The organism is Corallococcus exiguus (assembly GCF_009909105.1).
Classification (GTDB): domain Bacteria; phylum Myxococcota; class Myxococcia; order Myxococcales; family Myxococcaceae; genus Corallococcus; species Corallococcus exiguus.
On the sequence record NZ_JAAAPK010000002.1, the window covers coordinates 1,130,382 to 1,157,079 of the forward strand.

Annotated in this window: 26 protein-coding genes; 22 read left to right on the forward strand and 4 right to left on the reverse strand. The window is 70.0% G+C overall.

The genetic code is table 11. From position 1 onward, the window contains the following. Position 1 precedes the first annotated feature (1 nt). Positions 2-1,696, reverse strand: a complete 1,695-nt coding sequence (locus GTZ93_RS10995) for an HAD-IG family 5'-nucleotidase (protein WP_120577457.1) — start codon at positions 1,694-1,696, stop codon at positions 2-4. Positions 1,697-1,781: 85 nt separating this feature from the next. Between GTZ93_RS10995 and GTZ93_RS11000 the strand changes: the two genes are divergently transcribed. From GTZ93_RS11000 to GTZ93_RS11025, 6 genes are read left to right on the forward strand one after another with little or no spacing between them, the layout of a single operon-like run. Then, entirely contained in the window at positions 1,782-2,105 is a 324-nt protein-coding gene (locus tag GTZ93_RS11000) for a hypothetical protein (RefSeq protein ID WP_121780585.1), read from the forward strand. Beyond that, entirely contained in the window at positions 2,102-4,387 is a 2,286-nt protein-coding gene (locus tag GTZ93_RS11005; protein ID WP_139917365.1) for a serine/threonine protein kinase, read from the forward strand. Before GTZ93_RS11000 ends, GTZ93_RS11005 begins: the two co-directional genes overlap by 4 nt. Before the next feature lie 5 nt (positions 4,388-4,392). Further along, positions 4,393-5,052, forward strand: a complete 660-nt coding sequence (locus tag GTZ93_RS11010) for a response regulator (protein ID WP_120577480.1) — start codon at positions 4,393-4,395, stop codon at positions 5,050-5,052. A 27-nt stretch (positions 5,053-5,079) separates the two neighbouring features. Next, positions 5,080-6,420 (forward strand): M16 family metallopeptidase, encoded by a 1,341-nt coding sequence (locus tag GTZ93_RS11015; protein ID WP_139917364.1) that lies wholly within the window; start codon positions 5,080-5,082, stop codon positions 6,418-6,420. 3 nt (positions 6,421-6,423) lie between these two features. Further along, on the forward strand, positions 6,424-7,917 hold the full coding sequence (locus tag GTZ93_RS11020) for a M16 family metallopeptidase (RefSeq protein ID WP_139917362.1): 1,494 nt from the start codon (positions 6,424-6,426) through the stop codon (positions 7,915-7,917). Next, positions 7,914-8,615 (forward strand): RluA family pseudouridine synthase, encoded by a 702-nt coding sequence (locus GTZ93_RS11025; protein ID WP_139917360.1) that lies wholly within the window; start codon positions 7,914-7,916, stop codon positions 8,613-8,615. The genes GTZ93_RS11020 and GTZ93_RS11025 overlap by 4 nt, the downstream gene beginning before the upstream one ends. A 9-nt stretch (positions 8,616-8,624) precedes the next feature. Here the strand turns inward: GTZ93_RS11025 and GTZ93_RS11030 are convergent, their stop codons facing one another. From GTZ93_RS11030 to GTZ93_RS11040, 3 genes are read right to left on the reverse strand one after another with little or no spacing between them, the layout of a single operon-like run. Next, entirely contained in the window at positions 8,625-9,464 is an 840-nt protein-coding gene (locus GTZ93_RS11030) for a hypothetical protein (protein ID WP_161662766.1), read from the reverse strand. After that, complete coding sequence (locus GTZ93_RS11035) at positions 9,461-10,864, reverse strand: hypothetical protein (protein WP_139917356.1); 1,404 nt, start codon at positions 10,862-10,864, stop codon at positions 9,461-9,463. Before GTZ93_RS11035 ends, GTZ93_RS11030 begins: the two co-directional genes overlap by 4 nt. A 45-nt stretch (positions 10,865-10,909) precedes the next feature. Beyond that, complete coding sequence (locus GTZ93_RS11040) at positions 10,910-11,473, reverse strand: hypothetical protein (protein WP_120577465.1); 564 nt, start codon at positions 11,471-11,473, stop codon at positions 10,910-10,912. A 235-nt stretch (positions 11,474-11,708) separates the two neighbouring features. Here GTZ93_RS11040 and GTZ93_RS11045 point away from each other — a divergent pair, with 235 nt between their 5' ends. The 16 genes from GTZ93_RS11045 to miaA all read left to right on the forward strand — a co-directional run bounded on the left by GTZ93_RS11045 (position 11,709) and on the right by miaA (position 26,647). Continuing rightward, complete coding sequence (locus GTZ93_RS11045) at positions 11,709-12,524, forward strand: MlaE family ABC transporter permease (RefSeq protein WP_139917354.1); 816 nt, start codon at positions 11,709-11,711, stop codon at positions 12,522-12,524. A gap of 35 nt (positions 12,525-12,559) precedes the next feature. Further along, complete coding sequence (locus tag GTZ93_RS11050) at positions 12,560-13,297, forward strand: ABC transporter ATP-binding protein (RefSeq protein WP_120596393.1); 738 nt, start codon at positions 12,560-12,562, stop codon at positions 13,295-13,297. A 119-nt stretch (positions 13,298-13,416) separates the two neighbouring features. After that, complete coding sequence (locus GTZ93_RS11055; RefSeq protein ID WP_139917351.1) at positions 13,417-14,946, forward strand: MlaD family protein; 1,530 nt, start codon at positions 13,417-13,419, stop codon at positions 14,944-14,946. 127 nt (positions 14,947-15,073) lie between these two features. Beyond that, positions 15,074-16,003, forward strand: a complete 930-nt coding sequence (locus tag GTZ93_RS11060) for a PfkB family carbohydrate kinase (RefSeq protein ID WP_120596391.1) — start codon at positions 15,074-15,076, stop codon at positions 16,001-16,003. 161 nt (positions 16,004-16,164) lie between these two features. Further along, positions 16,165-16,503, forward strand: coding sequence for a TIGR02266 family protein (locus GTZ93_RS11065; RefSeq protein WP_120577481.1), 339 nt, complete (start codon positions 16,165-16,167; stop codon positions 16,501-16,503). A 7-nt stretch (positions 16,504-16,510) separates the two neighbouring features. Further along, entirely contained in the window at positions 16,511-17,242 is a 732-nt protein-coding gene (locus GTZ93_RS11070; protein ID WP_120526312.1) for a metallophosphoesterase family protein, read from the forward strand. A 102-nt stretch (positions 17,243-17,344) separates the two neighbouring features. Next, on the forward strand, positions 17,345-18,019 hold the full coding sequence (locus GTZ93_RS11075; protein ID WP_126934940.1) for a hypothetical protein: 675 nt from the start codon (positions 17,345-17,347) through the stop codon (positions 18,017-18,019). Positions 18,020-18,050: 31 nt separating this feature from the next. Further along, complete coding sequence (gene asd / locus GTZ93_RS11080) at positions 18,051-18,893, forward strand: archaetidylserine decarboxylase (RefSeq protein ID WP_139917349.1); 843 nt, start codon at positions 18,051-18,053, stop codon at positions 18,891-18,893. A 26-nt stretch (positions 18,894-18,919) separates the two neighbouring features. Further along, positions 18,920-20,182 carry a histidine--tRNA ligase gene (hisS, locus tag GTZ93_RS11085; RefSeq protein ID WP_167548045.1) on the forward strand — a complete coding sequence of 421 codons (1,263 nt, stop codon included), beginning with the start codon at positions 18,920-18,922 and terminating at the stop codon, positions 20,180-20,182. Positions 20,183-20,382: 200 nt separating this feature from the next. Beyond that, complete coding sequence (locus GTZ93_RS11090; RefSeq protein WP_219629062.1) at positions 20,383-20,766, forward strand: S24/S26 family peptidase; 384 nt, start codon at positions 20,383-20,385, stop codon at positions 20,764-20,766. Continuing rightward, a complete protein-coding gene (locus GTZ93_RS11095; RefSeq protein ID WP_120577474.1) occupies positions 20,763-21,077 on the forward strand; it encodes a PqqD family protein in 315 nt (104 codons plus the stop codon). The genes GTZ93_RS11090 and GTZ93_RS11095 overlap by 4 nt, the downstream gene beginning before the upstream one ends. Beyond that, positions 21,074-21,652, forward strand: coding sequence for a hypothetical protein (locus GTZ93_RS11100; RefSeq protein ID WP_139917343.1), 579 nt, complete (start codon positions 21,074-21,076; stop codon positions 21,650-21,652). The genes GTZ93_RS11095 and GTZ93_RS11100 overlap by 4 nt, the downstream gene beginning before the upstream one ends. A 13-nt stretch (positions 21,653-21,665) precedes the next feature. Next, a complete protein-coding gene (locus GTZ93_RS11105) occupies positions 21,666-24,683 on the forward strand; it encodes an outer membrane protein assembly factor BamB family protein (RefSeq protein WP_139917341.1) in 3,018 nt (1,005 codons plus the stop codon). Positions 24,684-24,695: 12 nt separating this feature from the next. Further along, on the forward strand, positions 24,696-24,860 hold the full coding sequence (locus tag GTZ93_RS11110; RefSeq protein ID WP_158624425.1) for a hypothetical protein: 165 nt from the start codon (positions 24,696-24,698) through the stop codon (positions 24,858-24,860). Continuing rightward, positions 24,857-25,693, forward strand: a complete 837-nt coding sequence (locus GTZ93_RS11115; RefSeq protein ID WP_315967320.1) for a hypothetical protein — start codon at positions 24,857-24,859, stop codon at positions 25,691-25,693. The genes GTZ93_RS11110 and GTZ93_RS11115 overlap by 4 nt, the downstream gene beginning before the upstream one ends. A gap of 72 nt (positions 25,694-25,765) precedes the next feature. After that, positions 25,766-26,647, forward strand: coding sequence for a tRNA (adenosine(37)-N6)-dimethylallyltransferase MiaA (gene miaA, locus GTZ93_RS11120; RefSeq protein WP_139920626.1), 882 nt, complete (start codon positions 25,766-25,768; stop codon positions 26,645-26,647). The last annotated feature ends 51 nt before the right edge of the window (positions 26,648-26,698 follow it).

Here is a 26,698-nt window from a genome sequence, read left to right on the forward strand (position 1 = left end):
GCTACTCTTTCTCCGACCCCTTCGGCGGACCCTCACTGCCCATCGGAGACAGCTTGCTCGACAGCGCGCCGGCCTGCTCGTGCGCCATCAGGTCGCGCGGCGAGCGGTAGTACTGCATGGGCGAGTGGTGCAGGAAGTTCGACACGCGGCTCGTGTAGAGACACGCGTACTGCTCCACCTGGTAGCCGAAGCGGCTGTTCTCGTTGCCCTCCTTGAACAGCAAGCCCCAGTACGGATTGAAGCCCTCCTCGACGTCGCGCTCCAGCGTGTCCGCGATGCCGTTGGTCTCCTTCAGCGACCGGCGCAGCTTCTCCAGCTCCGCCTTCACCTTCTTGCGCAGTTCTTCCACTTCCTGGCGCTCGGGATCCGCCAACTCCTCGCGCTCCAGCCTGCGCTCCAGGGTGTTCAACACCGTCTTGCGGTGGTTCACCTCGTCGTCCAGCCGAGCTCGCGTCAGCTCCACCTCCGACAGCGTGACGATCTCCTCGCGCCGCGCGTCCGTGTACGTGATCTCGTCCTCGATCTCCTGGACGATCATGCACGTGCGCCACAGCGACGACTTCTTCGACTTCAGGATGTCGCCGTAGATGTGGTCGCCCACGTAGAGGATGTGCTCGCCCCGGTAGCCGGTGAACTCCTCGAACTGGGCCAGGTTGCCGCCCGAGTACACCGTGCCGCGCTCCAGCGACTTCGCCTCGCCCACGACCTTGCCGGCTTCCGTGGACGAGTCCAGCTCCAGGAACGGCCGGGCCTCCGTGAAGAAGGCCGGCTTGCCCGCCGCCGTCACCACGAAGTCGAAGTAGTTGCGCCAGCTGGGGTACTCCGGCAGCTGCCCTTCCAACAGGTAGCGCATCACCGCGTTCGTGTAGTCCCACGCGGAGTTCGTCAGCAGGAACAACTTCTTCCCGCCCGAGCGCAGCTTGTGCAACGCCGGACCCAGCTCCGGATCCAGGAACACGTAGCGCGCCAGGTCCTTGCGGATCTCCCGCTTGAGCGAGTTGTCCCGGTGCACCGTGTCGATGGCTTCCCGGATGTCGTCGTAGAGCTTGCCGTAGTTCACGGTGTGCCCCAGCGACTCCATCAGCTCGATGATGCCCGAATACAGGCACGTCTCCGGCAACGCGAAGAGTGTGTCGTTCCACGCGAACTGAGGGTTGCGCAGCCGCACGCGCTTGTTGCGGTACAGCTCCTTCCACGCGTCGCGCTTCAGCGGACGCAGGCCGTGGTACGCGCGCCCCACGTGACCGAAGCGGTCCATCTTCAGGACGTTGCCGTTGACGCGGTCCACCGCCAACCCGCGCATCACGAAGTGGTGGTCGTAGAGCAGGCCGCCCACGAACGGCGGATAGCCGTACTCGCTGATCAGCTTCGCGAGCGTCATGTCGAACGACAACTGCTCAAGCCGGCGCATGTGGTAGATGGCCAGCGTGTAGTCCATATCGAACCCGATGAGTTCGATGTGGTCCATGCGCAGGTTGCGGTTGACGAACACGTCCCGCGAATGCGGCACCTGGTCCGTGGCCTCACGTGGCGTGGTGAGCAGCCGGCCGAGCACGTCGTCGGTGAGCAAGTCCCTCGCCCGGCGGGCCGCGTCGTCGGCGCGCTCGCGACTGATGGAGGAACGGAAACTCCCGTGCAGCGGATCCACGGAGGGTCCGCCCGGGATGGGCCTGGCAGGGGAGAGTATGGGCGACACGGGACCTCAAGACATAACACGCGCCGCATGCCCTTCGCCCGCGTCCTTGCGGGCTTCGCACGGGGCTGGCACGCTCTGTCCAACGATGCGCACCCCACGTCCATCCCCGGCCTCCGCCGAGGACCTCCACGCGCGCCTGGCCGCTCGCATCACCGCGTTGGAGGACCGGGTGCGCCGTCTGGAGGCCCGACTCGCCCTGGAGGCCCGCAAGCCGCCCCTCGTCCGCACCCGGGCCAGCGCCTCCGCCGCCACCGTCCGCACCGCCCGGCCCCGGCCCCGCTGCCCTGGCTGCACCCTGGAGCTGCCCCGTGGACGGCGCGGTGAGTCGTGCGTGTGGTGTGGCTTCATGTTCGCCGCCGTGACCCGCCGCCGCGCCAGTGGGCCCAAGTCGCCCCGGAAGACCCGATGAGCGGGACGTACCGGCTCATTGGCCGCACGGAGGCAGGGGACCTCGCGGAGCTGTACGAATCCCTGCTGCTGCCCTCCATCCCCGTCGCGGTGAAGCTCTTCCTGCCGCGGACCTCCGACCCCGCCTATGCCCGTTCGCTGGCGGAGACGGTGCGGCTGCTCCAGCCCGTGCGCCACCCGGGCCTCCTCCACGTCGTGGACGTGGGCTTCGTGCGCCAGCGGCTCGCCGTGGTGCGCGAGGACGTGGACGGCTTCACGCTGGGCGTCGCGCTCCAGCGCCTCAATACGAAAGAGGTGCTGCTGCCGCCCACGGTGGCGCTGTCCATCGTCATCCAGCTGTTGGAGACCGTGCAGCTCGCGCACGACGCGGGCGTCGTCCACGGCGCCATCACCCCTGGCAACGTGCTCCTGGCCCGCGACGGCTTCCCGGCCATCTGCGACTTTGGCGCGCTCCAGGCGCTCCTGTCCGTGCCCCAGCTCAAGCGCACGTTCGCGCACCGGGGCCGCAGCGCGTACCGGGCGCCGGAAGTCACCCGCGGGGAGACGCCCACGGAGGCGTCCGACGTGTACTCGCTGGGCGCCATCGCGTACGAGCTGCTCACCCTGCGCGAGGCCGTGGTGCCGGGCAGCGGCGTGAGCACCCGCCGCGAGGCGCTGCCTCCTCCCAGCCGGTTGGATCGGCGGATCAACTCGCGGTTGGATCCGTCGATCATGCGCGCGTTGGATCCGGCGCCCCAGCGGCGCTTCCGCTCGTGCGGCGAGTTCGCCCAGGCCCTGCGTAACTTCCTCTCCGCGGGCGGTGGTCTGCCCGGCGCGGAGGAGGTGGCGCGCTTCGTGTCGGAGCTGTTCCCCAACGAGGTGAGCATCGCGGCCCCCGGGCCCGTCCCGTTCGCCGAGCCATTTCAACTGGAGGCCGTCTCCGGCGCGGAGATGGAGGACCTGCACGCGGAGGAGTACGAGGCCTCCATCGTCCAGCGCGCGCCGTACAGCCGCGCGCCCACGGAGAAGGAGGCGTCCGCCGAGACGCAGGAGGCCGCGCCCGGCTTCGAGGAGTTCCGTCCTGAGGACTACGCGTCGGATGACGACGCCCCCCTGGACGACGAGCCCGAGCCGGCAGGTGAAGTGCGGAGCACCGAACTTTCGCCCGCGGGGCCGTTGGAGCAGGGCTGGGACGCACCGCCCGGTGTGCTCGCGCAGAAGTCCCGCCGCCCGGACAGCCCGGCGTCAGCGCGCGCGGGACGCAATCCTCGCGTGAAGGTCATCGAGGACTTCTCCGGACCGCCGCTCGGGGACGACGAACCGCCCGTGCCCACCGGCCGCCGCGCCGCCATGCGCCCCGGGCCGGCCCTCGGGGACGACGAACCGCCTGTGCCTACCGGCCGTCGCGCCGCCATGCGTCCCGCCCAGTCCCCGGGAGCGGAAGAAGAACCGCCGAAGCGCCCGGCCCTGCGCCCCGCGAAGGGGGCCGGGGGCAGGGCTCCCGGCCAGGAGACGGCGATCCTTCCTGCTGGCGGTGGCGCACCTTCGGCACCTGCTGCCGCTGACGTGACCGTGCTCCGCCAGCAGAGCCGGGGCCGCGCAGAAGCCACTGAAGCCCTTCCCGCCGAACCCCGCTCGGAGCGCCGCATGGCTCCTCCAAAGGCGGAAGGCCGCGTGCGCTCCGACATGGCGGAGCCCGCGCCGTCAGACCGGCACCTGCCGGTGCACCAGCGCTTCGACACGGTGGAGACGCCGCGCGTGGACGCGGTGGCCGCCGGCACCCGCCGCAAGCGACTGCTCTTCATCGCGGGCGGTATCGCCCTGGTGGGCCTGTTCATGTTCGCCGTCGCCGCGTGGCGGCTGGGCCTGGAGCAGGTGCAGGAACCGGAGCTGCCCCGCTACGACCCGAACGCCCCCGCGGCGAACGGCACGCAGACGCCGCCCGCGAACCCGTCCGCGCTCAAGCCCATCGCGCCTCCACCGCCCGCGCCGCCGGCCAACCCGGGCGCGCGGGACATCGAGGACGAGGACGTGGACGAGGACACCGCCGAGCCCGGCGTTCCTCCCAAGAACCAGCGCGCGTTCCTCACGCTGCGCACGAACCTGCCGGCGAACGTCTTCATCGACGGGGCGAAGGTGCGCCGCGCGACGCCGCTGCTGAACTACCCGGTCCGCGCGGGCACTCGCGACATCCGCGTGGTGGCCATCTCCACCGGTGAGCAGAAGGACTTCCAGCTCCGCTTCTCGCGGGGCCAGCACCAGAAGCTGGACGAACAGTTCCAGCCTCCCCCCACCAGGCGGTGAGTTTCGTGGAGCGCACGCGCATCTTCGTCGTCGAGGACCAGCCCCAGCTCCTGAAGAACCTGGTCAAGGTGCTGGGCACCTTTCCGGAACTGGAGGTCGTGGGCACCTCCCAGGATGGCGAGCAGGCGGTGGACGACATCGTCCGCGAACGCCCGCAGCTCGTCCTGCTGGACCTGGAGCTCCCCAGCCTCAACGGCATCCAGGTGACCCAGAAGGTCAAGCGCCGCGCCCCGGAGGTGGAGATCCTCATCCTCACGTCCTTCGAGGACGAGCAGAAGGTCTACGAGGCCATCCAGGCGGGCGCGTCCGGCTACCTGGTGAAGCGGGTGGGGCCGGAGAAGATCCGCTCCGGCATCCAGGAGGTCATGGACGGGGGCACCGTGCTGGAGCCCATCATCGCCCGGCGCTTCTGGAACTACTTCCAGTCCATCCAAGCCAGGCCCGCCCAGAAGCCCGCCGAGCTGCCCTGGGGTCTGACGGACGTGGAGCTGGACGTCCTTCGCTACGTGGCCAAGGGCCTGTCCAACGCGGAGGTGGGGCGGGTGATGACGCTGGAGCGGCGCACGGTGCGCACGCACCTGTCGCATATCTACCGGAAGATGGGCGTCAACTCCCATGTGGACGCGGTGGTGATGGCCCTGCGTCAAGGTGTCGTGGATCTCTAGCCGCGCCGTGGTTACGGTGTGGCACCTATGTCCAAGGCATCCCCGCGGTCCACCGCGGTGCGCGCGGTGGACCCCACGCTCGCCGCACTCTTCGACGTTCACGAGGCAACCCTGCCCAACGGCCTCAAGGTCCGCCTGCTGGCGAACCATCAGGCCCCGGTGGTCAGCCTCTACACCTTCTTCCAGGTGGGCAGCCGCAACGAGCGGCCCGGCATCACCGGCATCAGCCACCTGTTCGAACACATGATGTTCAACGGGGCGAAGAAGTACGGCCCCAAGATGTTCGATAAGACGCTGGAGTCCAACGGCGGCCGCTCCAACGCGTACACGTCCAATGACATGACCGTGTACTACGACGACTTCAGCGCGGACGCGCTGGAGACGGTGCTCGACCTGGAGTCGGACCGGATGCGCTCGCTGCGCATCTCCGACCAGACGCTGGCCAGCGAGCGCCAGGTCGTGATGGAGGAGCGCCGCGTCCGCGTGGACAACGAAATCCCCGGCATGATGGACGAGGAGCTGGGCACGCTCGTCTACAAGGCGCACGCGTACCGTTGGCCCGTCATCGGGTGGATGGCGGACATCGAGAACATCACGCGTGACGACTGCCAGGAGTACTTCCGCACGTACTACGCGCCCAACAACGCGGTGCTCTACATCGTCGGGGACATCGACCCGAAGAAGACGCTCGCGCTGGTGAAGCGCTACTACGGCAACATCCCGCGCGGCCCCTCGCCCGCGTCGGTGCTCAACGCGGAGCCGGAGCAGAAGGGCGAGCGCCGCGCCGTGGTGCGCCACCCCGCGCAGTCGCCGTCCGTGATGATCGGCTACCGCGGACCCGCCGCCAGCAACGAGGACACGCTGGTGCTGGACGTGGTCCAGTACATCCTCACCAAGGGCGAGGGCAGCCGGCTGGTGAAGTCCCTCGTGTACGACCAGAAGGCCGCCGTGTCGGTGATGCTCGACTGGAGCTGGCGCATCGACCCGGGGACCATCCTGTTCTACCTGGAGCTCAAGCCGGACTCCGAAGCCGCGAAGGTGGAGGCCCTGCTGTACGCGGAGCTGGAGAAGCTGGCGCGCGAGGGCGTCACCGAGAAGGAGCTGCAGAAGGCGAAGAACAACCTGCGCGCGGACCACCTGCGGGAGCTGTCCACCAACAGCGGCCGGGGCCACGCCCTGGGCCACTACGAGGCCCTGCTGGGCGACTGGCGCGAGGGCCTGTCCCTGCCGACCTTCTACGCGTCCGTCACGGCGGAGCAGGTGAAGGCCGTGGCCGCGAAGTACTTCGCCCCCGAGCGCCGCTCGGTGGTCACCCTCCATCCCGAAGCCGGCGCTGAAGAGGCCGGTGACGAAGCGGCGGAGGCGTAAACCATGGCCTCCCGAAAGATCGCCAAAGTGAAGAACACCGTCCGCAAGGCCGCCAAGGCCGTGCGCAAGCAGGCCACCGCCGCGCGCAAGAAGGTCGCGCAGGTGAAGAAGGCCGTGCCGGCCCGAGCCAAGAAGCTGGTGAAGGCCGCGACGGCGCCGAAGTCCGCCGCCACCGGCGAGCTGAAGCTGCCCGCGCTGCATGAGAGCACCACGTCCACGGGCCTGAGGGTCATCGCCGCCGAGCGCGGGCCGCTGCCGCTGGTCTCCGTGCGGCTGGTGATGCGCGCGGGCGGCGTGTGGGATCCGCAGGGCAAGGACGGCCTGGCGGACTTCACCGCGCGCCTGCTGCGCCGGGGCACGAAGCGCATGGACGCGGATGGCATCAGTGAAGCCATCGAGTTCGTGGGCGCCAGCCTCTACGCGGGCGTCAACGAGGACGTGCTGTCCGTCTACCTCACCACGCCGGCGGAGCACTTCTCCGCGATGCTGGACGTGCTGGGGCAGGTGATGCGCGAGCCCACGTTCCCGGAGAAGGAGGTCGTCGACGCCCGGGAGCGCGCGCTGGCGCAGTTCGCCAACGACCTGGATGATCCGTCCTCCATCGCGGACCGCGCCTTCACGCGCGCCATCTGGGGTGACCATCCGTACGGGCGCGACCTGGGCGGCAACAAGCGCACCGTGTCCACCTTCACCCGCGACGACCTGGTCCGCTTCCACGCCGAGTGCATGGGGCCCCGGATCTCCCTGCTCACGGTGGTGGGCGCCATCGACCCGGCGACCGTGGCCGCGGAGGCCGAGCGCGCCTTCGCCGGCTGGACGGGCGGCCCCGACGCGGACCCGATGCTGCCCCGCAAGCAGGAGCCGCTGGCGAAGGCCGGGACGGTGCTGCTGGTGGACAAGCCGGACCAGACGCAGTCCCAGGTGCGCCTGGGCGGCCCCGGCTTCTGGCTGGGCCACGAGGACTACTTCCCGGCCACGGCGATGAACATCGCGCTGGGCGGAGGCTTCACGTCGCGGCTGATGAACGAGATCCGCGTCAACCGGGGCCTCACCTACGGCGTCAGCTCCTACTTCGACACGATGAGCGCGGGCGGCATCTTCGCGCTGTCCACGTTCACGAAGACGGCGTCCACGCGGGTGATCATCGACGTGGCGCTGAAGGAGATCCACGGCGTGCGCGACGGCGGCCTCAAGCCCCGCGAGCTGAAGGACGCCCAGAGCTACCTGGCCGGCCTGTATCCGCTGCGCACGGAGACCAACGAGTCCGTGGCCTCCGTCATCGCGGACATGCGCATGCACGGTCTGGGCGATGACTGGGTGGAGAAGTTCCGCGACCGGCTGCGCGCGGTGACGCCCAAGGACGTGGCCGCGGCGTCGAAGAAGTACGCGTTCGCGGACCGGCCCGTTATCGTCGTGCTGGGCAAGGCGTCGGAGGTCAAGCCGCTGCTGGAAGGGCTGGGTCCCATCACCGTCGTGCCGGCGTCGGACTACGAATGAGCGGTGACGTTCCCCGCGTCCTCTTCGAGGGCGCGGGCGTGATGGTGGTGGACAAGCCGGCCGGGGTGCTCGTCATCCCCGGCCGCGAGGGCGGCGCGTCCCTGCGCGACACGCTGGAAGCCCACCTGGGCCGCAAGGTCTACGTGGTGCACCGGTTGGATCGCGACACGTCCGGCGCGCTGGTGTTCGCGCTGGACGCGGACGTGCACCGCGCGCTGTCCCAGGCCTTCGAGGCGGGCAAGGTGCGCAAGCGCTACCGCGCCCTGGTGGAGGGCCGGCTGGAGGCGCCCCAGATGGTGGACGCGCCGCTCGTCGCCGGCCGCAAGGGGCGCATGCGCGTGGCGAAGCCGGAGGAGCCGGACGCGAAGCCATCACGCACGAGGGTGCGCCCGGTGGAGACCTTCGCGAGCGCGTCGCTGGTGGAGGCGGAGCCGCTGACGGGCCGCACGCATCAGATCCGCGTGCACCTGCTGTCCCTGGGGCATCCGCTGCTCGTGGACCACCAGTACGGCAGGGAGGCTCCACTCACGGAAGGCGACCTGGGAGGGCAGGGGGCCCAGGAGGTGCTGACCCGGACGCCGCTGCATGCGGCTCGCGTGGAGTGGCCCGCGTTGCCCGGGCTGCCAGCGCGCGGAGTGGATGCGCCGCTGCCCGCGGACATGCAGCGCACGTTGGAGTTGCTGCGCGCGGCGGGGTGAGGCGCGGCGCTAGGGGGACGGCTCCAGCCGGAACGTGTTGGAGTCGCCAGTCACTCCGAAGCTGTCCATCGCGGTGATGTGCACGTTGCCCGCGGGCGCGGTCAGGACGACGTTCGCGTTGCACACGCCGACGTCGCAGGGGCCGATCTTGGTGGGCGACACCGTGCCGCGCGACGCGCTCAGCTCCACCGAGCCCTGGAAGTGCCCGGCCCTCGGGCCCTGGGCGCGCACCGTGATGGCGAAGGACGTCCGGCTCACGCGCGTGCCTTCGATTTCGTCGAAGCTGAAGCCCGTGATGTCGCCCTCGCGCATCGGCACATCCGGCCCGGGGCCCGCGTCCACCTGCTGGCCGCCGTCCGTGGTGTCGACCCCGCCGTCGAAGTCGCTGTAGATGGGCCCCGCGTCGGTGAGGATGAGGATGCCCCCGTCCTCGGTGAGGGGCGGTTCGGTGACTTCCTGTCCCGGAGGACGCAGGGTGAGGGCGCCTTCGGCCACCGCCTCGCGCCCGTCATCCAATTGCAGCCGCACCGCGTGCGCGCCCGCGCCCAGCCCCCGGGGCACCGTCACGATGGCGACGCCCGCCGGGTCGAAGCGCGACACCGTCGCTTCCTTCTCATCCATCCAGATGCGGCCTGAACCCATGCGCGCATCCACCTTCTCCGCGCCGTAGTCCACGGCCACGCTGTAGCGCGCGTCGAACCGCACGGTGACGTCTTCGTCCTTCGCGTTCACCGGCAGCGTCGAGGGCTCCACGCCGACGATGGTGGGCGGAGGCAACGGCTCCGGGGCGCCCGTGCAGGCCCACGCCAGCGCCGCCATCCCCACCGCGGCCAGGCCCGCGCGCATCACGGAACGAACCTCAGCCCCGCGGACACGGACACGCCGCCCATCTCGGCGCGCAGCGATGGTGTCTCCACCGGAGCCAGGGCCGCGCGCACCTCCGTGAGGATGCTCCAACGGCCCAATCGATAGGCGCCCTGCGCGGCCAGGAATCCCATGGCGCGCACTGTGCGCTCATCCACGGCGTCAGGAAAGACGTCCCCGGTCCCAATGCCTTGCGTCGACAGGTGATGGCTCAAAGCCAGCACTCCGCCGCCTGCACGGCCGTCCAGCTGAAAGGAACCCAGTTGGAAAAGGGTGACCCGCGCGGACAAAAGCAGGGGAATCGCCCACACGCGCGAGCGCACCTCCGTGTCTCCCTGCTGTCCGTCCAGGCTCGCGTGACGCAGGCCCACCTCCGCCTCCGCCGCCACGCGCCAGTGCCACACCGGCAGCGGCACGGAGACGCCCAGCCCCAGCAGTGGCCCACCATTGGCGCCGCTCGCGAACGCGGCGCCGCCCAGGAGGAACAGCGACTTGAGTCGCGATATCGGGACCTGGACCCCGTGCGCCGGGAAGAGTTTGGTGTTGTCGATGATCACCCCCTCCGCGGGCCGTGCGGCGGCGGGCTTCACCGCGCCCTGGAGCATCACCGCGTCCTTGGTGGGCGCATCACTCCAGCGCACGGTGACGGATACGTCCGTCGCGTCCGCGCGCGGCTGTACCGTGTAGCGAGCGCGTTCCGGGTCCACCGACTTCACGGTGGCGCCCTCCGCTTCCACGGTCAGCTCCGAGGCGGAGAGCCGCTCCTCGTCACCCGCGATGATCAGCCAGCCACCGCCCTCCGCGGGCAGCGGATCCGGCGTGAGCGCGGCGACGAGCGGACGCGCGGCGGGCACCTCCAGCGACGCGCGGCGATCCGTGGTGAGCGTGCCCCGGGTCGCGAGCACGCGCGCCTCCGTCGCATCCGGCGGCACCTCCACGGGCACCTGTGCATTGCCGTGCCCGTCCGCCTTCACCGGGCCGAAGCGCGCGTCGCCCACCACGACCACCACCTCCGCGCCCGGCGCCGTGGACACGTCCAGCGTGGTGCGTCCCAACAGGGGCAGCCGCACGGTGGTGACCTCCGGCGCGTGGCCGTCCTCCACCCAGAACGCGAGCACCGCCCACAGCGGGTAGCGCACCGGCGGAGGCTTCCAGTGGAAGACGCGCTCGGCGCCGCCCTCCACCCGCATCTGCTCCCAGGTGCCGGAGGAGGCCGCCGCGCGCACGGGGCCGGCGCCCTTCGGCACCCGCACCCGCACCTCCACGGTGACGTCCTCCCCGAGCACCAGGCGCCCGGGAGTCGCCTCCACCTCCGGCGGTTCCGCCCGTGCGACGGCGGCCCCCAGCATCAGCAGGCAGACAGCGAGATGGAGCGGCGGACGCATACGGGAAACCCAGCCTCCCAGTTGACCGCCGCTCCGGCCTCCGGGTCAATCCCCGGAAGGCAGGGAAATCTCAGCAGCGGCCTCCGAATCAGGGGGCAGCTCGGCCTGGGGCTTGTCCGCCGGTCCGGTGTGCTTGTTCGTCGGCGGACTGAAGACAGGCCTGTCCGCCGGAACGCCGCCCCGGCCGTGCACCAGCGTCTTGGTGTCCGTGCGGAAGGTGAGGTCCACCTTGTCGCCGCGCACCGCCGTCACCAGGCCCACGCCGAACGTCGGGTGGTGGAGCACCTGATCGACCTTGTAGGTGTCCTTGGGGCTGTACTTGGGCGCGCTCGCGAGGTCCTTGCCCGCCAGCTGCTCGTCAAAGGAGATGACCACCTTCTCCGCGCGGGTCGAGCCGCCGGAGGATGCGGCGCGAGGGGCGCGGGTGGACGCCTTGGTGGGGCGGTCCGTGACGCCCGCGGTGCCCCGGAACGCGTGGTCCCCGCCGCAGGTGTTGCAGCGGACGCGCACGATCTTTGGACCGACCATCGCGAGGATGGTGTGCGCCAGGTTCATCTTGCAGCGGGTGCACTGGGCATCCACCTCGCCGCCGACCTTCTGAGTAGCCATGCTGTCGTGTCGCTCTGGCCCGGCAACTCCCCTGAAGGGCGCGCCGGGCGTGGAAGTAAAGAGGGCCGCGCAACATAACGGCCGACCCCAGGCGGAGGAAGCCCCATCGCATCCCACCTGCGCGTCGCGTGGGAGCCCCCCGGGCAACCAGCCGATGGAGGTGGGGGTGGGATGGGCCCGCGCTCAGTTCCCTTGTGCCGCCGTCCGGAGCACGTAGAGTCGCCCGCCTGAACGCATGACCACCGAGACCCCCAGCAAACCCAACCGGTTCACCGGCGCCTTCACCCAGTCGGTGGAGGGCCTCGGCAAGGGCATCATCGACGTCATCAGCAGCATTGGCGGCGTGGTCGCGCTGGGCCTGGACGTCTTCCGCTGGAGCGTGCGCCGCCCGTTCCGGCTGAATAACCTCTTCACCCAGCTGGACTTCGTGGGCGTGGGCTCCATCTTCATCGTGGGGCTCACCGGCACCTTCACCGGCATGGTGTTCGCCCTCCAGACGTCCACCGCGTTCGCCCTGTTCGACGCGGAGAGCCTCGTGGGCCCCACCGTGGCCCTCACGCTCACGCGTGAACTGGCCTCCGTGTTCGCCGCGCTGATGGTCACCATGCGCGCCGGCTCCGCCATGTGCACGGAGCTGGGCACCATGCGCGTCACCGAGCAGGTGGACGCGCTGGAGACCATGGCCGTCAACCCGGTGCAGTACCTGCTGGTGCCCCGGGTGCTCGCGGGCCTGTTCATGGTCCCCGCGCTCACCATGCTCTTCAACACCACGGGCATGTCGGGCGCCTACGTGGTCGCCGTCTTCGGCCTGGGCATCTCCCCCGGCACGTTCCTGTCACGCACCCAGCAGTGGATGGCGCCAGCGGACATCTACGAGGGCCTGCTCAAGGGCGCCATCTTCGGCCTCTCCGTGGCCCTCATCTGTTGTTACAAGGGCTTCAACGCGTCCGGCGGCGCCAAGGGCGTGGGCCAGGCCACCACGGAGGCCATGGTGTCGAGCGCGCTGGCCATCTTCATCCTCGACTTCATCGTCGGCATGTTGATGCACTGATGGGCCCCCAGACTCCGCCCGGATCCGCGCGGGCCATGATCGACATCGTGGACCTGCACAAGACGTTCGCGGGCAACAAGGTCCTCACCGGCATCAACCTCACCGTGCCCGCGGGCAGCACCTGCGTCATCCTGGGCGGCTCCGGCTCCGGCAAGACGGTGTTGATGAAGCACATGATCGGCCTGCTCAAGCCGGACAGCGGCCAGGTCATCATCGACGGGCAGGACATCGTCCCCATGAGCGTGGAGGGGCTGCAGCAGGTGCGCCGCAGCTTCGGCATGGTGTTCCAGGCCGCCGCGCTCTTCGACTCCATGACGGTGTTCGAGAACGTCGCCTTCCCCCTGCGTCAGCACACGTCGCTGCCGGAAGACGCCATCCGCGAGCAGGTGCGCAAGCGCCTGGACCTCATGGGCCTCAAGCGCGAGGTGGAGGGCCGCTTCCCCGCGGACCTGTCCGGCGGCATGCGCAAGCGCGTGGGCCTGGCGCGCGCCGTGGTGCTGGACCCCAAGGTCGTCCTCTACGACGAGCCCACCACCGGCCTGGATCCCATCACCACGGACTCCGTGGACGACATGATCCTCACCGCGCAGAAGGAGTTGGGCGTCACCAGCGTGGTCATCAGCCACGACATCGCGTCCGCCTTCAACGTGGCCAACCAGATCGCCTTCCTGTCCAAGGGCGTCATCGTGGAGCACGGTTCGCCGGAGCAGCTGCGGGCGTCCCAGCACCCGGCCGTCCAGGTCTTCCTCCAGACCTGGTTCGGCAAGAACTAGGACATGGGGGTAGGGAAACCGGTCCCCCAAGGATTCCAGCCCTTCATGAAAAGCTGGCACCCGGCATGCAAATCGTTAGAGTCGCGCGCGGCCGGTGGTAGCGCTCGGAGTCACATCAGGTGAAGAAGCTCGTCACGCCCTTCCGTGTTGGCCTGCTGGTCCTCGCCGCCGGTGGTTTCCTCATCACGTTCGTGTTGTTCGCCACGAAGGGCGGACTGAGCGACAGAGACTCCACCAAGGTGTGGGCCTACTTCCGGGATGCGTCCGGCCTGGCGGTCCGCGGCCGCGTGCAGATCGCCGGCATTCCCGTGGGCGAGATCAGCGAGATCAGCCTGGAAGGCACCCGCGCGAAGGTCTGGCTGAAGATCCGCAAGGGCGTGGACCTGCGCCAGGACGCCGCGGTCACCAAGCGCTCGGAGTCGCTGCTGGGTGACTACCTGCTGGACCTGAACCCCGGCACGGAGCAGTCGCCCGAGCTGGAGAACGGCGGGCAGATCCGCCGCGTCATCGACACCCAGGGCGTGGAGGCCGTCTTCGAGTCCCTGTCGCAGATCACCTCCGACATCCAGCAGGTGACGGGCGCGCTGCGCGAGGTGCTGGGCGGCGAGAAGGGCGCGGGCAGCCTGGAGCGCATCGTGGAGAACCTGGTCCGCCTGTCGGACTCGGTGGACGCGACGGTGCGCCGCAACACGGACCGCCTGGACACCATCATGGCGAACGTGGAGGGCGTGTCCTCCGACGTGCGCGCCCTCACCCAGGGCAACGGCGCGGAGGTGACGCGCATCGTCACCAACGTGGAGCGCATCACCCAGGACGTCCGCGAGGTGCTGGGCACCGTCAAGAACATCGTGGGCAGCGGGGAAGGGGAGTTCAAGGAGAGCGTCTCCAGCCTCAAGCAGACGCTGGGCCGGCTGGACAACACCCTGGCCAACCTGGAGGACATCACCCGCAAGGTGAAGGACGGCGAGGGCGCCGCCGGCGCGCTGCTCACCGACGAGCAGCTGGGCCAGCGCCTCAGCGAGGCCGTCACGGACGTCAGCGAGTTCGCCACCCGCCTGAGCACCCTCCAGACGGAGGTGGGCCTGTTCAGCAGCTACCTGCTGTCCCAGGGCGCGTCGAAGAACGGCCTGACGCTGAAGCTCATCCCCAAGCCGGACAAGTACTACCTGCTGGAGATCATCGACGACCCGCGCGGCTCCGTCAGCACGCAGGTGGTGCAGACGAACCCGCCGTCGGAAGGGGACCCGGTCATCCAGACGCAGAAGGTGACCCGGGAGTCCTTCAAGGTCAGCCTCCAGTTCGCCAAGCGCTACTACTTCACCACCCTGCGCGTGGGCCTCATTGAATCCACGGGCGGTGTGGGCGCGGACCTGCACCTCTTCGACGACGTGCTGACCCTGAAGATGGACGCGTTCAACTTCACCGCGGACGAGCTGCGCTACCCGCGCCTGCGCGCCATGCTGAAGGCCCAGGCGTTCGACCACCTGTACGTCATGGCGGGCATGGACGACATCCTCAACGCCAGGCAGCGCGACGCGGCGACCCGGCGCCTGATCGCCGGCCGCGACTTCTTCTTCGGCGCGGGCTTCTTCTTCACCGACGACGACCTGAAGTCCCTCATCACCGCCACGGGCATCCCGACCTTCTAGACCGTTGTCCCCTTGACGTTACCGGGAAGGTGTCGTACCCGGCACGGGCACGGGGTTTCCCCTGGAATGCGCCGTGCCCTGACGCGATGCCGTACCCGCGCCGGGTCACCCCCAGGAAGAAGCCTTCATGTCTCTGCTCGTCGTCGGTTCAATCGCGCTGGACTCGCTGGAAACGCCCTTCGGCAAGAAGGAGGACGTGCTGGGTGGCTCGGCCACCTACTTCTCCACGTCCGCGTCCTTCTTCAGCCCCGTTCAGCTGGTGGCGGTGATTGGCGAGGACTTCCCGGAGGCGCACCTGCAGTTCCTGCGCGGGCGCGGAATCGACCTGGAGGGGCTCACCCGTGAGGCCGGCCGCACCTTCCGCTGGAAGGGCAAGTACGGCTGGGAGCTCAACGAGGCGCAGACGCTGGACACCCAGCTCAACGTCTTCGAGTCCTTCTCGCCCAACCTGCCGGCCGCCTACCGCGAGACGCCCTACGTCTTCCTGGGCAACATCCACCCGGAGCTCCAGTCGCGCGTGCTGGACCAGGTGAAGGCGCCCAAGCTGGTGGCCGCGGACACGATGAACTTCTGGATCCAGGGCAGCCGCCCCGCGCTGCTCAAGACGCTCCAGCGCGTGAACCTGCTCTTCATCAACGACGCGGAGGCGCGCCAGCTGTCCGGCGAGCACAACGTGGTGAAGGCCGCCCGCGCCATCCTGGCCATGGGCCCGTCCCGCGTGGTCATCAAGCGCGGCGAGCACGGCGCGCTGCTCTTCGACCAGGACCACATCTTCGCCTGCCCGGCGTTCCCCCTGTCGGAGGTGTTCGACCCCACCGGCGCGGGTGACACCTTCGCCGGCGGCTTCATGGGCACCCTGGCCAGCTCCGGCGCCGGCAAGGTGGATCAGCAGGTGCTGCGCAAGGCCATGGTCATGGGCAGCGTGATGGCGTCCTTCACCGTGGAGAAGTTCAGCCTGGAGCGCCTGCGCGAGGTGCAGCGCCCGGAGATCCACGCCCGCTTCGCCGAGTTCAAGAAGCTCACCCACTTCGACGACCTGGGCCCGCTGGGCGGGTAGGGGAGCACGGGCGAGAGGACGGATGGCCCGGTGTGGAACTTGACGGGCCGCACCCACCCTCCCTAGGCTCGGGCGGACGCAGTGGATGAATAAATCCGGTGCGGACGTCCTTTTTCAGCGCCGACGTGGACGGGAAGGTGCCACGTCGGGAGGTCCCCGGGTTGAGCGACAATCGAAAGTACGCGCGGGTCGGCACCCACCTGCGCTGCTGGTGCGAGGGTGAGAACGTGACCCTGTATGCACGCATCGCCAACCTGAGCGAGGGCGGCCTCTTCTTGAGGACGAGCACCCCGCTGGCGGCGGGGACGCGGACGCAGGTTCGGCTCACCCAGCAGGCGACGGACACGCAGTTGCAGGCGCAGGCCACGGTCGTCTGGTTGCGGCAGGAAGTGCAGCCGGCCGGCCGCCCTCCGGGCATGGGCCTGAGATTCGAAGCGTTGGACGCGGACGCGCTGACGAGTCTGCGGCGCATCATCTCCCAGCAGCAAACCCACCCCTAGGGTTCCCATGCGCATCGCCGTCATCTCCGACATCCACTCCAACATCGAGGCCCTCACGGAGGTGCTGAGGGTGGCGGAGCACCAGAAGGTGGACCGCTTCGTGTCGCTGGGGGACATCGTCGGTTACGGGGCGTCCCCCAACCCGTGCTGCGACCTGGTGCGCTCGGTGGCGGAGATCACGCTGCTGGGCAACCACGACGCGGCGGTGGCGGGGCGGATGGACTACTCGTACTACTACGACGCCGCCCGGCACGCGCTCGACTGGAGCGCCAACGTCATCTCCGACGAGAACCTGGCCTGGCTGCGCAGCCTCCCGTACACGTACCGCATTGGCGAGGTGGGCTTCTGCCACGGTTCGCCCATCGACCCGAAGGCGTACGAGTACATCTTCGCGCTGGAGCAGGCGCGGGAGCTGACGCCGTACGTGGCGGAGCTTCCGGAAGTCACCTTCATTGGCCACAGCCACCTGTGCCGCGCGTTCGCCATTGGCAACGGCGAGGTGAACGACGTGGTCGCGCAGAAGTTCGTGCTGCGCAAGGGCTACAAGTACATCGTGTCCGTGGGGAGCGTGGGCCAGCCGCGCGACTACGACAACCGGGCCTGCTTCGTCATCTGCGACACGGACGCGCGCACGGTGGAGTACCTGCGCGTGGAGTACGACATCGAGACCTCCGCGCAGAAGATCTTCGACGCGGACCTGGCGCTCAACTTCGGCAAGCGGCTGTTCCTGGGCGTGTAGGTGCGCCTGCCCGCGCCCGTGCGGAAAAGGGGCGCGGCTGGACGGAAGGTGGCATAAACCGGGGCCGTGCGCCCCCAGGTCCCCCGTTCGAAGCGGCCCTTCATGGGCCTTGGCCTCGCAGTCTTCCTGTTCGCCGCCGGATGCAGCCGCTCGCCCGCGCCGCCCTCGCCCGAGTTCGAGCAGGCCAGCCGCCGGTGGACGGCGCTCTACGCCCAGAAGCTGGACGACGCGTACCTGGACCCCTCCATCGGGGAGATTGAAGCGCAGCTGCAGCGCGTGCCCGCGGACAGCGTGGACTCCCTCGCGTCCCAGTCCCTGCTCCAGCGCATCCAGGAGGGCCGCACGCGCATGCAGGCGGCCCAGGAGGAGCAGCGCCGCGCGGTGGCCAGCGCCAGCGCGCTGCCCACGATGGACCCCTCTTCGACGGACTTTCCGCGCCAGGCCGAGCCCGTGGCGGCGGAGCCGGTGGACGCCGGGCCGGCGGACGCCGGGGTGATTGCCGGGCCCCAGACGGGCACCCCGGCCTCCGAGCTGGTGGCCGGCTTCGAGGGCTGCTTTACCCGCGGCACGGCCGTGACCGTGGAGGGGCGGGGAATGCGGGACACCTGGCAGCTGAGCGACCGGGCGTCCTGCCAGCTGGGGTACCCCTCTCACCGGGACTCCGTGCTGGTGGTTGAAGACGGCCGTGTGCTGGCGCTGTTACCCAAGAGCGCCGTGCGGACCGTGCGCCGTTATGAGGACGGCGGCACGGTGCCCGTGGACGATGGCGGGCGTTGAACTTCTCTCTTTCAAGAGCTGACGACCTTCGATGAACGAACAGACCTTCATGAAGTTGATGCGCGTGCTCCCCAAGTCGGCGGTGTCCTCCGCGGTGGGGCTGGCCACGCGCCTGCCCGCGCCCGCGCCGGTGCACCACTGGGCCATGCGCACCTTCGCCAAGGCGTACAACGTGGACATGGAGGAGGCGGAGCACTCCTTCGAGAAGTACCCGACCTTCGCCCAGTTCTTCACCCGCGGCCTGAAGCCGGGCCTGCGCCCGGTGGACGACGGCGAGAAGGTCGTCGTGTCCCCGGTGGACGGCCGGGTGTCCCAGGTGGGCTACGCGGACAACGGCCGCTGCCTGCAGGCCAAGGGCATCGAGTACACGGTGGACGAGCTCCTGGGTGACTCGCAGGCGGCGAAGCCCTTCCACGGCGGCGCCTGGACGACGGTGTACCTGTCCCCGCGCGACTACCACCGCATCCACTCGCCGCTGGGCGGAACCATCACCGGGTACGCGTACATCCCGGGTGAGTTCTGGCCGGTGAACCCCGCGTCGGTGAAGAACAAGCAGTCGCTGTTCTGCGTGAACGAGCGGCTCGTCACGTACCTGGACACCGTGGCCGGCAAGGTGGCCGTGGTGAAGGTGGGCGCCACCTGCGTGTCGCGCATCAAGGCGTCCTACGAGGACATCACCACGCACGTGGGCCAGCCCGGCAAGGTGCACAACTACGGCGCGGGCATCCCGGTGGAGAAGGGCGGCGAGCTGGGCCGCTTCGAGATGGGCTCCACCGTCATCCTCTGCTTCGAGCCCGGCCGCGTGCGTTGGGATGACAGCATGCAGCCGGAGGCGGTGGTGCGCATGGGCACGCGTATCGGAGTCATCACGTGAGCCAGAAGATCAACGGCGTGAAGGGGATGAACGACCTTCTGCCGGGCGAGATTGAGGTCTGGCAGTTCGTGGAGTCGACCGCGCGCACGCTGTTCGGCCGCTTCGGCTACGGCGAGGTGCGTACGCCGATGGTGGAGGACACGGCCCTCTTCGTGCGCAGCGTGGGCGAGGAGACGGACATCGTCGGCAAGGAGATGTACACCTTCGAGGACAAGGGCGGCCGCAGCCTGTCCCTGCGTCCGGAGGGCACGGCGCCCGCGGCGCGCGCGTACATCGAGCACTCGGTGAACAACCAGGAGCCGGTGTCGCGCTGGTTCTACATGGGGCCCATGTTCCGCTACGAGCGGATGAAGACGGGCCGCTACCGTCAGTTCTCCCAGATTGGCGCGGAGGCCTACGGCGCCAAGGAGCCCGCGCAGGACGCGGAGCTGATGGACGTGGTGGTGCAGTTCCTGGAGGCCCTGGGCCTCACGGACGTCACCCTGAACATCAACTCGCTGGGCGACGACAACTGCCGGCCCGCGTACCACGCGAAGCTGGTGGAGTACCTCAACGCGCACAAAGAAGAGCTGTGCGCGGACTGCCAGCAGCGGCTGGAGCGCAACCCGCTGCGAGTCCTGGACTGCAAGAACGAGAAGTGCCAGGCGGTGGCCGGGGCCGGGCCCAACGTGCTGGAGTTCCTCTGTGAGCCGTGCCGCACGCACTTCACGGACCTGCAGCGCAAGCTGGGCGCGCTGGGCATCCGCTACGTGGTGAACCACCGGCTGGTGCGCGGCCTGGACTACTACACGCGCACCGTCTTCGAGTTCATCGCCTCGCACCCCGCGCTGGGTACCGCCAGCACGGTGGGCGGCGGCGGGCGCTACGACAAGATGATGAAGGGCCTGGGCGGGCCGGACGTGCCCGCGGTGGGCTACGCCATGGGCCTGGACCGGCTGGTGCTGCTCTTGAAGGAGAGCGGCAAGACGTTCACCCAGCGGCCGGACCTGTTCATCGCCGTGGCGGACGAGGGCTCGCAGGACGAGGGCCTGAAGCTCGCCAGCCGCCTGCGCCGCGAAGGCCTCAAGGTGGACTTCGACACGCGTGGCGGCAGCCTCAAGAGCCAGATGAAGCGCGCGGACAAGTCCGGTGCCCGCTTCACGCTGGTGCTGGGCGAGCAGGAGCGCACCAGCGGCCAGGCGAAGCTCAAGCCCATGGCCGGGGGTGAGCCCGTTCCCGTGGCGCTCGACAGCGTCGCCGCCACCGTGCGCGCGCAGCCAGATGCCCCGGCTCCGGCCCCCGCGGCCTGATCCAACCGCCCCCTCCGGCATGACGCGCCAGGCCGGAGGGGAGGGGGGCGGCCCGTCTTCCCAGAAAACCCGGGAGTAAAGGTGTTAAGCAGCGTAAGTCCTGGGAATCGCTGGGGGATTGAGGCCTCGGAGATTCGCGGACATTGAGAGGGTGGAGTAAGATTCCATCCGCAATGTCGAGCGCTCCCCAGCCCGTTTCCATGATCGATGGCCCACGTTGGATCCCTGTCGCCGGGGACAGCATGTGGCCGTCGTTGCGGGCGGGTGACGTGGCGGAGGTGGAGCCGCTGATGGAGGCGCCGCGCCCGGGTGAGGTGGTGCTGGCGCGCTTCGAGTCCTCGCTGGTCCTGCACCGGGTGCGGTGGTGCGACGGCAGCCTCTGTGCGCTTCGTGGGGACAATGGCGCCATGGAAGATCCGCCGCTGCCTCTCGTCCGTATCCTCGGGCGGGCGCGGCGTGTGCGCCGGGGCGGCACGCTGCTGGAGATGGACCGTTGGGACGTGGGGCCCCAGCGGCTGGGCCGCTGGCGCGCGACGCTGAAGCGCCAGGTGGCCGCGTGGCTGGGAAGGACGGGCCGCGCATGAGCTTTCAGGAAGGCAGCGTTCCCCGGAAGCGTTTGGGGACCTCGGGGGAGGGCTTCGGCGCGGACTTCCTGGTGCTGGACGCGGAGGGGCGCACGCTGCGCGGGCTCAACCCGACGGCGGCGCGCATCTGGGCGCTGTGCGACGGAAAGCGCACGGCCCGGGCGGTGGCGGAGCAGGTGGCTTCCGAGTTTTCGACCGACGTCGGTCCGGTGCTGACCGACACGCTGGGCTTCCTGGGGGAGCTTCAGCGGCGAGGTCTGTTGGACGAAGTGCGCGCGCCGGCCGGTGCCGCGCCTCTGGAGGAGACATGATGCGGGCGCTCGTGGCCGTGCTGGCGGGGGCGATGGTGCTGTCGGCGTGCTCGGAAGGGGTGTCCCCCCTGCCGCCGTCGTCGGCCGTGAAACCAGGGCAGGGCAGCGGCCCCGTCACCCCCGTGGATCCAACGGACGTGCTGGCCGGTGGCGGGAGCGTGGCCCGGCCGCCGCCTCCAGCCCCCACGGACGAAGAGCCGCCTCCGGAAGAAGTCTTCGAGGAGGAGCCGCCGCCGGTGCCGCTGCCGCCCCCGACCGGGAGCGCGGAGGTGGTGGGCGTGGGCTCGGAGCCCGCGGCTTTGTCCGAGGTGCAGCAGGTGGACGTGGACTTCGTGGTGAGCGGCGTGCGGAACAAGGGCCTGGTGGACGTGGAGTTCATCGCGCCGGGCGGACGTCCGTACGAAAAGCGCAGCGCGACGGTGGAGGCACCGCCGGACGAGACGCGCACGCTGCGCTATTCGCTGCCGGTGGCGGGCACGCCGGTGTCCATGACGCGCATGACGGGCACCTGGCAGGTGCGCTTCTTCCTGGATGGGGCGCAGCTGGCCGCCACGTCCTTCACCCTGGAGCCGTGACGTGAGGCACGCCATGAACGTCCGCATCCTCGCGCTCTTCGCCGTGCTGTTGCCCGCGGTGGGCTTCTCCCAGACCTGGACCGTGCGCCCCGTCCCTTCCGCCGGAGAGACCGTCGCGCGCGTGGTGATGGAAGACGCGTCCGACCTCGTTCTGGAGGTGACGAACACGACCACGGCCACGAGCGACGCCCGTGTGTCGGAGGTGTCCTTCGTCCTTCCGACGGGCTACCAGATCCTGGGGGGCCTGCCCGCGGAGGAGAACCCGAACTGGAAGGTCGAGTACATCGACGCCAACGAGCGGCGCATCACCTTCCAGTCCACGTGGGGCTGCGTGGACGAGGGGCGCGGCCTGGCTCGGAATGAGACCGCACGCTTCGTGCTGAGCGTGGTGGGCCCGTCGAACCGCACCACCGACAACACCACCGAGCGCCTGGCGGCGGGCACGTACGCCCGCGACCAGTGCGACGGCACGAGCTACACGTTCAACGTCAACAACATGACCGCATGGACTCGCGGCATCCTGGCCGCGAACGTGACGCTGGTGCCGCGCGTGCTGGCGGTCAACGGCTCCACCGTGGCGCGCGTGGTGGTGGAGAACCGCGGCACCGGCGCCGCGACCGTGAGCGTGGACAACCCCACCTCCACGAGCAGCGTGCCCCTCACCACCGTGAACAAGGACGGTGGCAGGTCCGTGGCGGTGCGGTCCGCGGGCGTCTTCGCGGTCAATCTGAGGCCTACCGCCGCCGGCGCCGTGGCCGCGCGCGTCCGGGCGCGCACGAGCAACTCGAACGCGCCGCTGGTGGACTCGCCCCTGGCGAACGTGGGCAACCTGGTCGCGGCGGCGGACATGGACGTCGTGGACGCGTTCGCCGGTGAGCAGGTGACGCTGCGCCTGATTGTGTTCAACACGTCCACGACGAACGCGTACACGCAGGTGCGCCCGCGCGCGCCGGTGCCGCTGGGCAACGCGACGGCGTCGCTCGTGTCCGGTCCGTCGCCGGAGAGCGTGGCGCAGCTGGCGCCGGGGGCTTCCGCGCAGTTCACGTGGCGCTATCAGGTGTCGGGCGCGCCCGGCGCCAGCTACCAGTTCCAGGCGCAGGTGGACGGGACGCTCAACGGTTCGGCGGTGGCGGGGGACCTGGTCACGGCTCGCAAGGGCCGCATCGTGGAGCACCGCGTGCGGCTGAGCCATGAGACGGTGTCCACGGCGGCTACGTCCCTGACGGTGGGCTACACGGTACAGAACCGGGGCACGCTGCCCATCTACGAGGTGAAGCTGTTCAAGCCCGCGGTGAACTACTTCTCCGTGGCCGCGTCGGGGCCACAGGCGTTCGGGGACTGGAACGTCTACACGGACACGACCAGCTACCTCTGGGAGTCGGAGTCCGGCATCCCGGTGGGCGGCGAGGCCACCTTCCGCATCACCTATTCGGGCTTCACCGCCGTCCTCGCGGACACGGCGTTCCGCCACCGGTTGGAGCTGAACCAGGGCTGGAACGATCCGCGCATCCGCGTGGAGGCGACGATGACGCTGCTCGCGGTCACCGCGGCACCGGACGTGGATCGCCTCACGGGCGTGGCCCGCGACGGCAGCGTGACGCTCACCTGGGACAACCCCTTCAACCACGGTGGCACGCTGGTGCTGCGCGCCCAGGGGACGAATCCGCCCAACACCGCGCCGACCAGCGGCGTGCGCTACGCGGTGGGTGACGTGCTGGGCAACGCGACGGTGGCCTACGAGGACGAGTTCAGCTCCGCGTCGTCCATGACGGACACGGCGGTGACGAACGGCACGACGTACACCTACCGCGTGTTCAACGCGGATGATCAGCTGCGCTACGGGCCGGGCAACCAGCCCACCTCGCAGGGGCTGCTGGCCACGCCCCGGGCGCGCGTGGCGGGCAACCCGCTGTGGTGCTACTCGGTGGGGTTGGACACGACGCTGCAGCCCGTGACGGAGCTGGGCGTGGGCATCTTCAGCTCCTTCAACGATTCGGTGGTGGCCACGCTCACCCACACCGTGAACCCGTCCGAGGACGGCGCGGAGCGCTTCCGGCCGGTGAAGATGGCGGGCAAGATCGCCACTCGCTTCCCGGTGGTGCCGCTGCTGGGCCGGCCCGGGCAGCAGTGGATCGTCGTGGGAGATCAGACCGGCGTGCCGGCGGTCCTCAACGCGGCCACGGGCGAGTTCCTCTGGAGGAACAACACGCTGGGCCTGGGGAACATCAGCTCGTTCCCGGTGACGCAGCTGCTCGACTACGCGAACCCGGAATACCGGACGACGTACTCGAACGTGGACCTGGCCATCTTCGCCACGCGCAACACGTCCGCGCAGAACCAGGTGGTCGCGCTGAACGCGGCGACGGGCGCGCTCATCTGGCGCTACCGGCCCGGGGACCTGGGCATGGTGAGCGGCGGCATGCTGATGGACTACACGACGAACCGGCTCTACGTGCCGACCCGGTCGGGCACGAGCGCGGCCACGCTGCGCGTGCTCAACAGCCTCACGGGCGCGGAGGTGGCGCGGCTGTCGCTGGGCGACCTGGAGTTCGGTGTCGTCCGCAACGCCACGAGCAACCAGATCCTGGTCACCGCCAACGACGGCCGGGTGCACGGCGTGACTCCGTCCACCTTCGCGCTTGCGTGGACCGTCCAGGTGGACAGCGCCTCGCAGCGGACGTTCTCCCACTTCGCGCGACCCCAGGGGCGCGGCTTCGTGGTGAGCCGGACGAACAACACGGTGGAGCGCTATGAGATGGACGCGACCAACGTGCCGAAGCTGCTGTGGACGACGCCTGTCGAGAACCCGTCCGGCTCCTTCACCCTCAACCAGAACGGGGTGGCGCGCCTCTACGTCGGCAGCACGGACGGAAAGGTCCACCAACTGGAGCTGGAGGGTGGGGCGGACACCGGGCAGGTGACCGTGGGGCCGGCGCAGGCCATTGGCGTGCCGACCATCGACCACACCGTAAGCCGGTTGCATGTCGGCACCACGGATGGTCGAATCTGTGCCTTCCCGGTGCCCTTCTAGGTGGGCCATCACGTGAGCCAACGACCTTCACAGCCTCCCGCGGGTCCCTCCGTGCCGAAGCCGCCGGCCGCGCCCGCCGTGTACGTGGCTCCCGCCATCCTGTGGGAGCAGCCCTTCGTCGCGCTGGCGCAGCTGTCCATGTGCACCATCCCCGGCGAATCGGAGTGCATGCCGTGAACGGCGGGGACCCCCTGTCGGGTCCCCGTGACGGCGCGCTCCGGATCACCCTGGCCGGGTGGACCGTGGCGCTCGATGTGGAGGATGACGCGCTCGCCGGTCCGCTCCGGCGCGTGTTCGGCGCGTTCCTCGCTCCGGATGCCGTGGCTCCCGATGCCCGGCTGGTGATGCGGAACCCTCCCAGCCCGATTGCTCCCCCCACCGTGCAGGAGCTGCCCCGGCTGGAGCCTGGCGACTCGGGGACGCTGCGCGTGGAGGGCGCCGGGTACTCCGCGTTGCTCTCCCCGGACCGGTGCCACGCGGACGTCATTGGAGCCGGGCGGTACCCGGTGGAGAACGTCATCAAGGTGATGCTCGCGTCCTCGCTGGCGAAGCGTGGCGGGCTGCTCATCCACGGCGTGGGGCTGGTGCACGAGGGCCGGGCCGCGCTGTTCGTGGGGCACTCCGGCGCGGGCAAGAGCACCCTCGGCGGGCTGTGGCTTGAGGCGGGCGGGACGGTGCTCGCGGATGAGCTGGTCGCGGTGTGGCCCGTGGAGGGGGGTGGGTGGAGGGCCGCGGGGACGCCCTGGAATGTGCCGACCCGGACGGCCGAGGCGGCGCTCGTCGCGGTGGGCACGCTGGGCTGGGATTCGACTTCGCGGTGGGACGCGCAGGGGGCGGGGGAGGTGGCCCGCGTGCTGCTGCTGAATGCGTTGTTGCCCGAGCCCACGCCCGCGGGCCGGGGGGCGCTGGTGGGCGCGGCTGGACACGTGCTGTCGTCCGTGGAGACCACCCGGCTCGTGTTCTCGCGGGATGCCAGCGCGGCGGAAGTGGTGCGGGCGCGGCTGGCATAGCGGGGGCTCGCGCTCGCCTCGCGTCTGCGTTACAGCGGGCGTGGGAGGCGGACGCTGGTGGCTGAGACGCGGGTGCCGTTGACGGTGATCGCTGGACCCACGGCGTCGGGGAAGACGGCGTTGGCCATCGCCTGGGCTCGCGACGCGGGCGGGGAGATCGTCAGCGCGGACTCGCAGCAGGTGTACCGCGCCTTCGACATCGGCACCGCGAAGCCGTCCGCCGAGGAGCTGGCCGCCGTGCCGCACCACCTGGTCTCCTGCGTGGATCCGCTCGAGCCCTTCTCCGCCGCCGAGTACCAACGCCGTGCGGACGCGGCCATCGCGGACATCGCCTCGCGGGGCCGGCCGGTGTTCATCGTCGGCGGCACCGGCCTGTACCTGCGCATCCTGCTGCACGGCGTGGTGGACGCGCCCGGCGCCCTGCCTTCGCTGCGCGCGGAGCTGGAGACGCTCGCGGCGGAGCAGGGGAGGGAGGCCGTGCACCGCCGGCTGGCCGAGGTGGATCCGGAGACCGCGGCGAAGCTGCCCCCCCAGGACCTGGTGCGCGTCGTCCGCGCCCTGGAGATCCACGCGCAGACAGGCGTGCCCGCGTCCGAGTTCCGCCGCGCCCATGCCTTCGCGCCGGACCGCTATCCCTTCCAGCTCTACGTGCTCGACCCGCCGCGCGAGTCCCTCTACGCCGCCATCAACGCGCGCACGGAGGCGCTCTTCTCCCGGGGGCTCGTGGAGGAGACACGGGCCTTGTTGGAGCAGGGCTACGCCGACGCGGCACCCATGCGCAGCGTCGGCTACGTGCAGGCCCGCGCCGTGGTGGAGGGGCGGATGACCCGCGAAGAGGCCATCGCCGACACCGCGCAGGAAACCCGGCGCTACGCCAAGCGGCAACTCACCTGGTTCCGCAAGGAGCCCGGCGCGGTGTTCCTGTCGCCACCGTACGCTCGTCCTGCCCTCTAGGCGCGGCAGGCCGCCCTGGCCCCTGCTCGCCGTTCCGCCTCATTTCGTCCC

What these genes read in the sequence shown, in the direction of transcription:
- GTZ93_RS11000 (WP_121780585.1), top strand. Translation starts at nt 1,782, where the DNA reads ATGCGCACCCCACGTCCATCCCCGGCCTCCGCCGAGGACCTCCACGCG.
- GTZ93_RS11005 (WP_139917365.1), top strand. Translation starts at nt 2,102, where the DNA reads ATGAGCGGGACGTACCGGCTCATTGGCCGCACGGAGGCAGGGGACCTC.
- GTZ93_RS11015 (WP_139917364.1), top strand. Translation starts at nt 5,080, where the DNA reads ATGTCCAAGGCATCCCCGCGGTCCACCGCGGTGCGCGCGGTGGACCCC.
- GTZ93_RS11020 (WP_139917362.1), top strand. Translation starts at nt 6,424, where the DNA reads ATGGCCTCCCGAAAGATCGCCAAAGTGAAGAACACCGTCCGCAAGGCC.
- GTZ93_RS11025 (WP_139917360.1), top strand. Translation starts at nt 7,914, where the DNA reads ATGAGCGGTGACGTTCCCCGCGTCCTCTTCGAGGGCGCGGGCGTGATG.
- GTZ93_RS11035 (WP_139917356.1), bottom strand. Translation starts at nt 10,864, where the DNA reads ATGCGTCCGCCGCTCCATCTCGCTGTCTGCCTGCTGATGCTGGGGGCC.
- GTZ93_RS11040 (WP_120577465.1), bottom strand. Translation starts at nt 11,473, where the DNA reads ATGGCTACTCAGAAGGTCGGCGGCGAGGTGGATGCCCAGTGCACCCGC.
- GTZ93_RS11045 (WP_139917354.1), top strand. Translation starts at nt 11,709, where the DNA reads ATGACCACCGAGACCCCCAGCAAACCCAACCGGTTCACCGGCGCCTTC.
- GTZ93_RS11050 (WP_120596393.1), top strand. Translation starts at nt 12,560, where the DNA reads ATGATCGACATCGTGGACCTGCACAAGACGTTCGCGGGCAACAAGGTC.
- GTZ93_RS11060 (WP_120596391.1), top strand. Translation starts at nt 15,074, where the DNA reads ATGTCTCTGCTCGTCGTCGGTTCAATCGCGCTGGACTCGCTGGAAACG.
- GTZ93_RS11070 (WP_120526312.1), top strand. Translation starts at nt 16,511, where the DNA reads ATGCGCATCGCCGTCATCTCCGACATCCACTCCAACATCGAGGCCCTC.
- GTZ93_RS11075 (WP_126934940.1), top strand. Translation starts at nt 17,345, where the DNA reads ATGGGCCTTGGCCTCGCAGTCTTCCTGTTCGCCGCCGGATGCAGCCGC.
- asd (WP_139917349.1), top strand. Translation starts at nt 18,051, where the DNA reads ATGAACGAACAGACCTTCATGAAGTTGATGCGCGTGCTCCCCAAGTCG.
- hisS (WP_167548045.1), top strand. Translation starts at nt 18,920, where the DNA reads ATGAACGACCTTCTGCCGGGCGAGATTGAGGTCTGGCAGTTCGTGGAG.
- GTZ93_RS11090 (WP_219629062.1), top strand. Translation starts at nt 20,383, where the DNA reads ATGATCGATGGCCCACGTTGGATCCCTGTCGCCGGGGACAGCATGTGG.
- GTZ93_RS11095 (WP_120577474.1), top strand. Translation starts at nt 20,763, where the DNA reads ATGAGCTTTCAGGAAGGCAGCGTTCCCCGGAAGCGTTTGGGGACCTCG.
- GTZ93_RS11100 (WP_139917343.1), top strand. Translation starts at nt 21,074, where the DNA reads ATGATGCGGGCGCTCGTGGCCGTGCTGGCGGGGGCGATGGTGCTGTCG.
- GTZ93_RS11105 (WP_139917341.1), top strand. Translation starts at nt 21,666, where the DNA reads ATGAACGTCCGCATCCTCGCGCTCTTCGCCGTGCTGTTGCCCGCGGTG.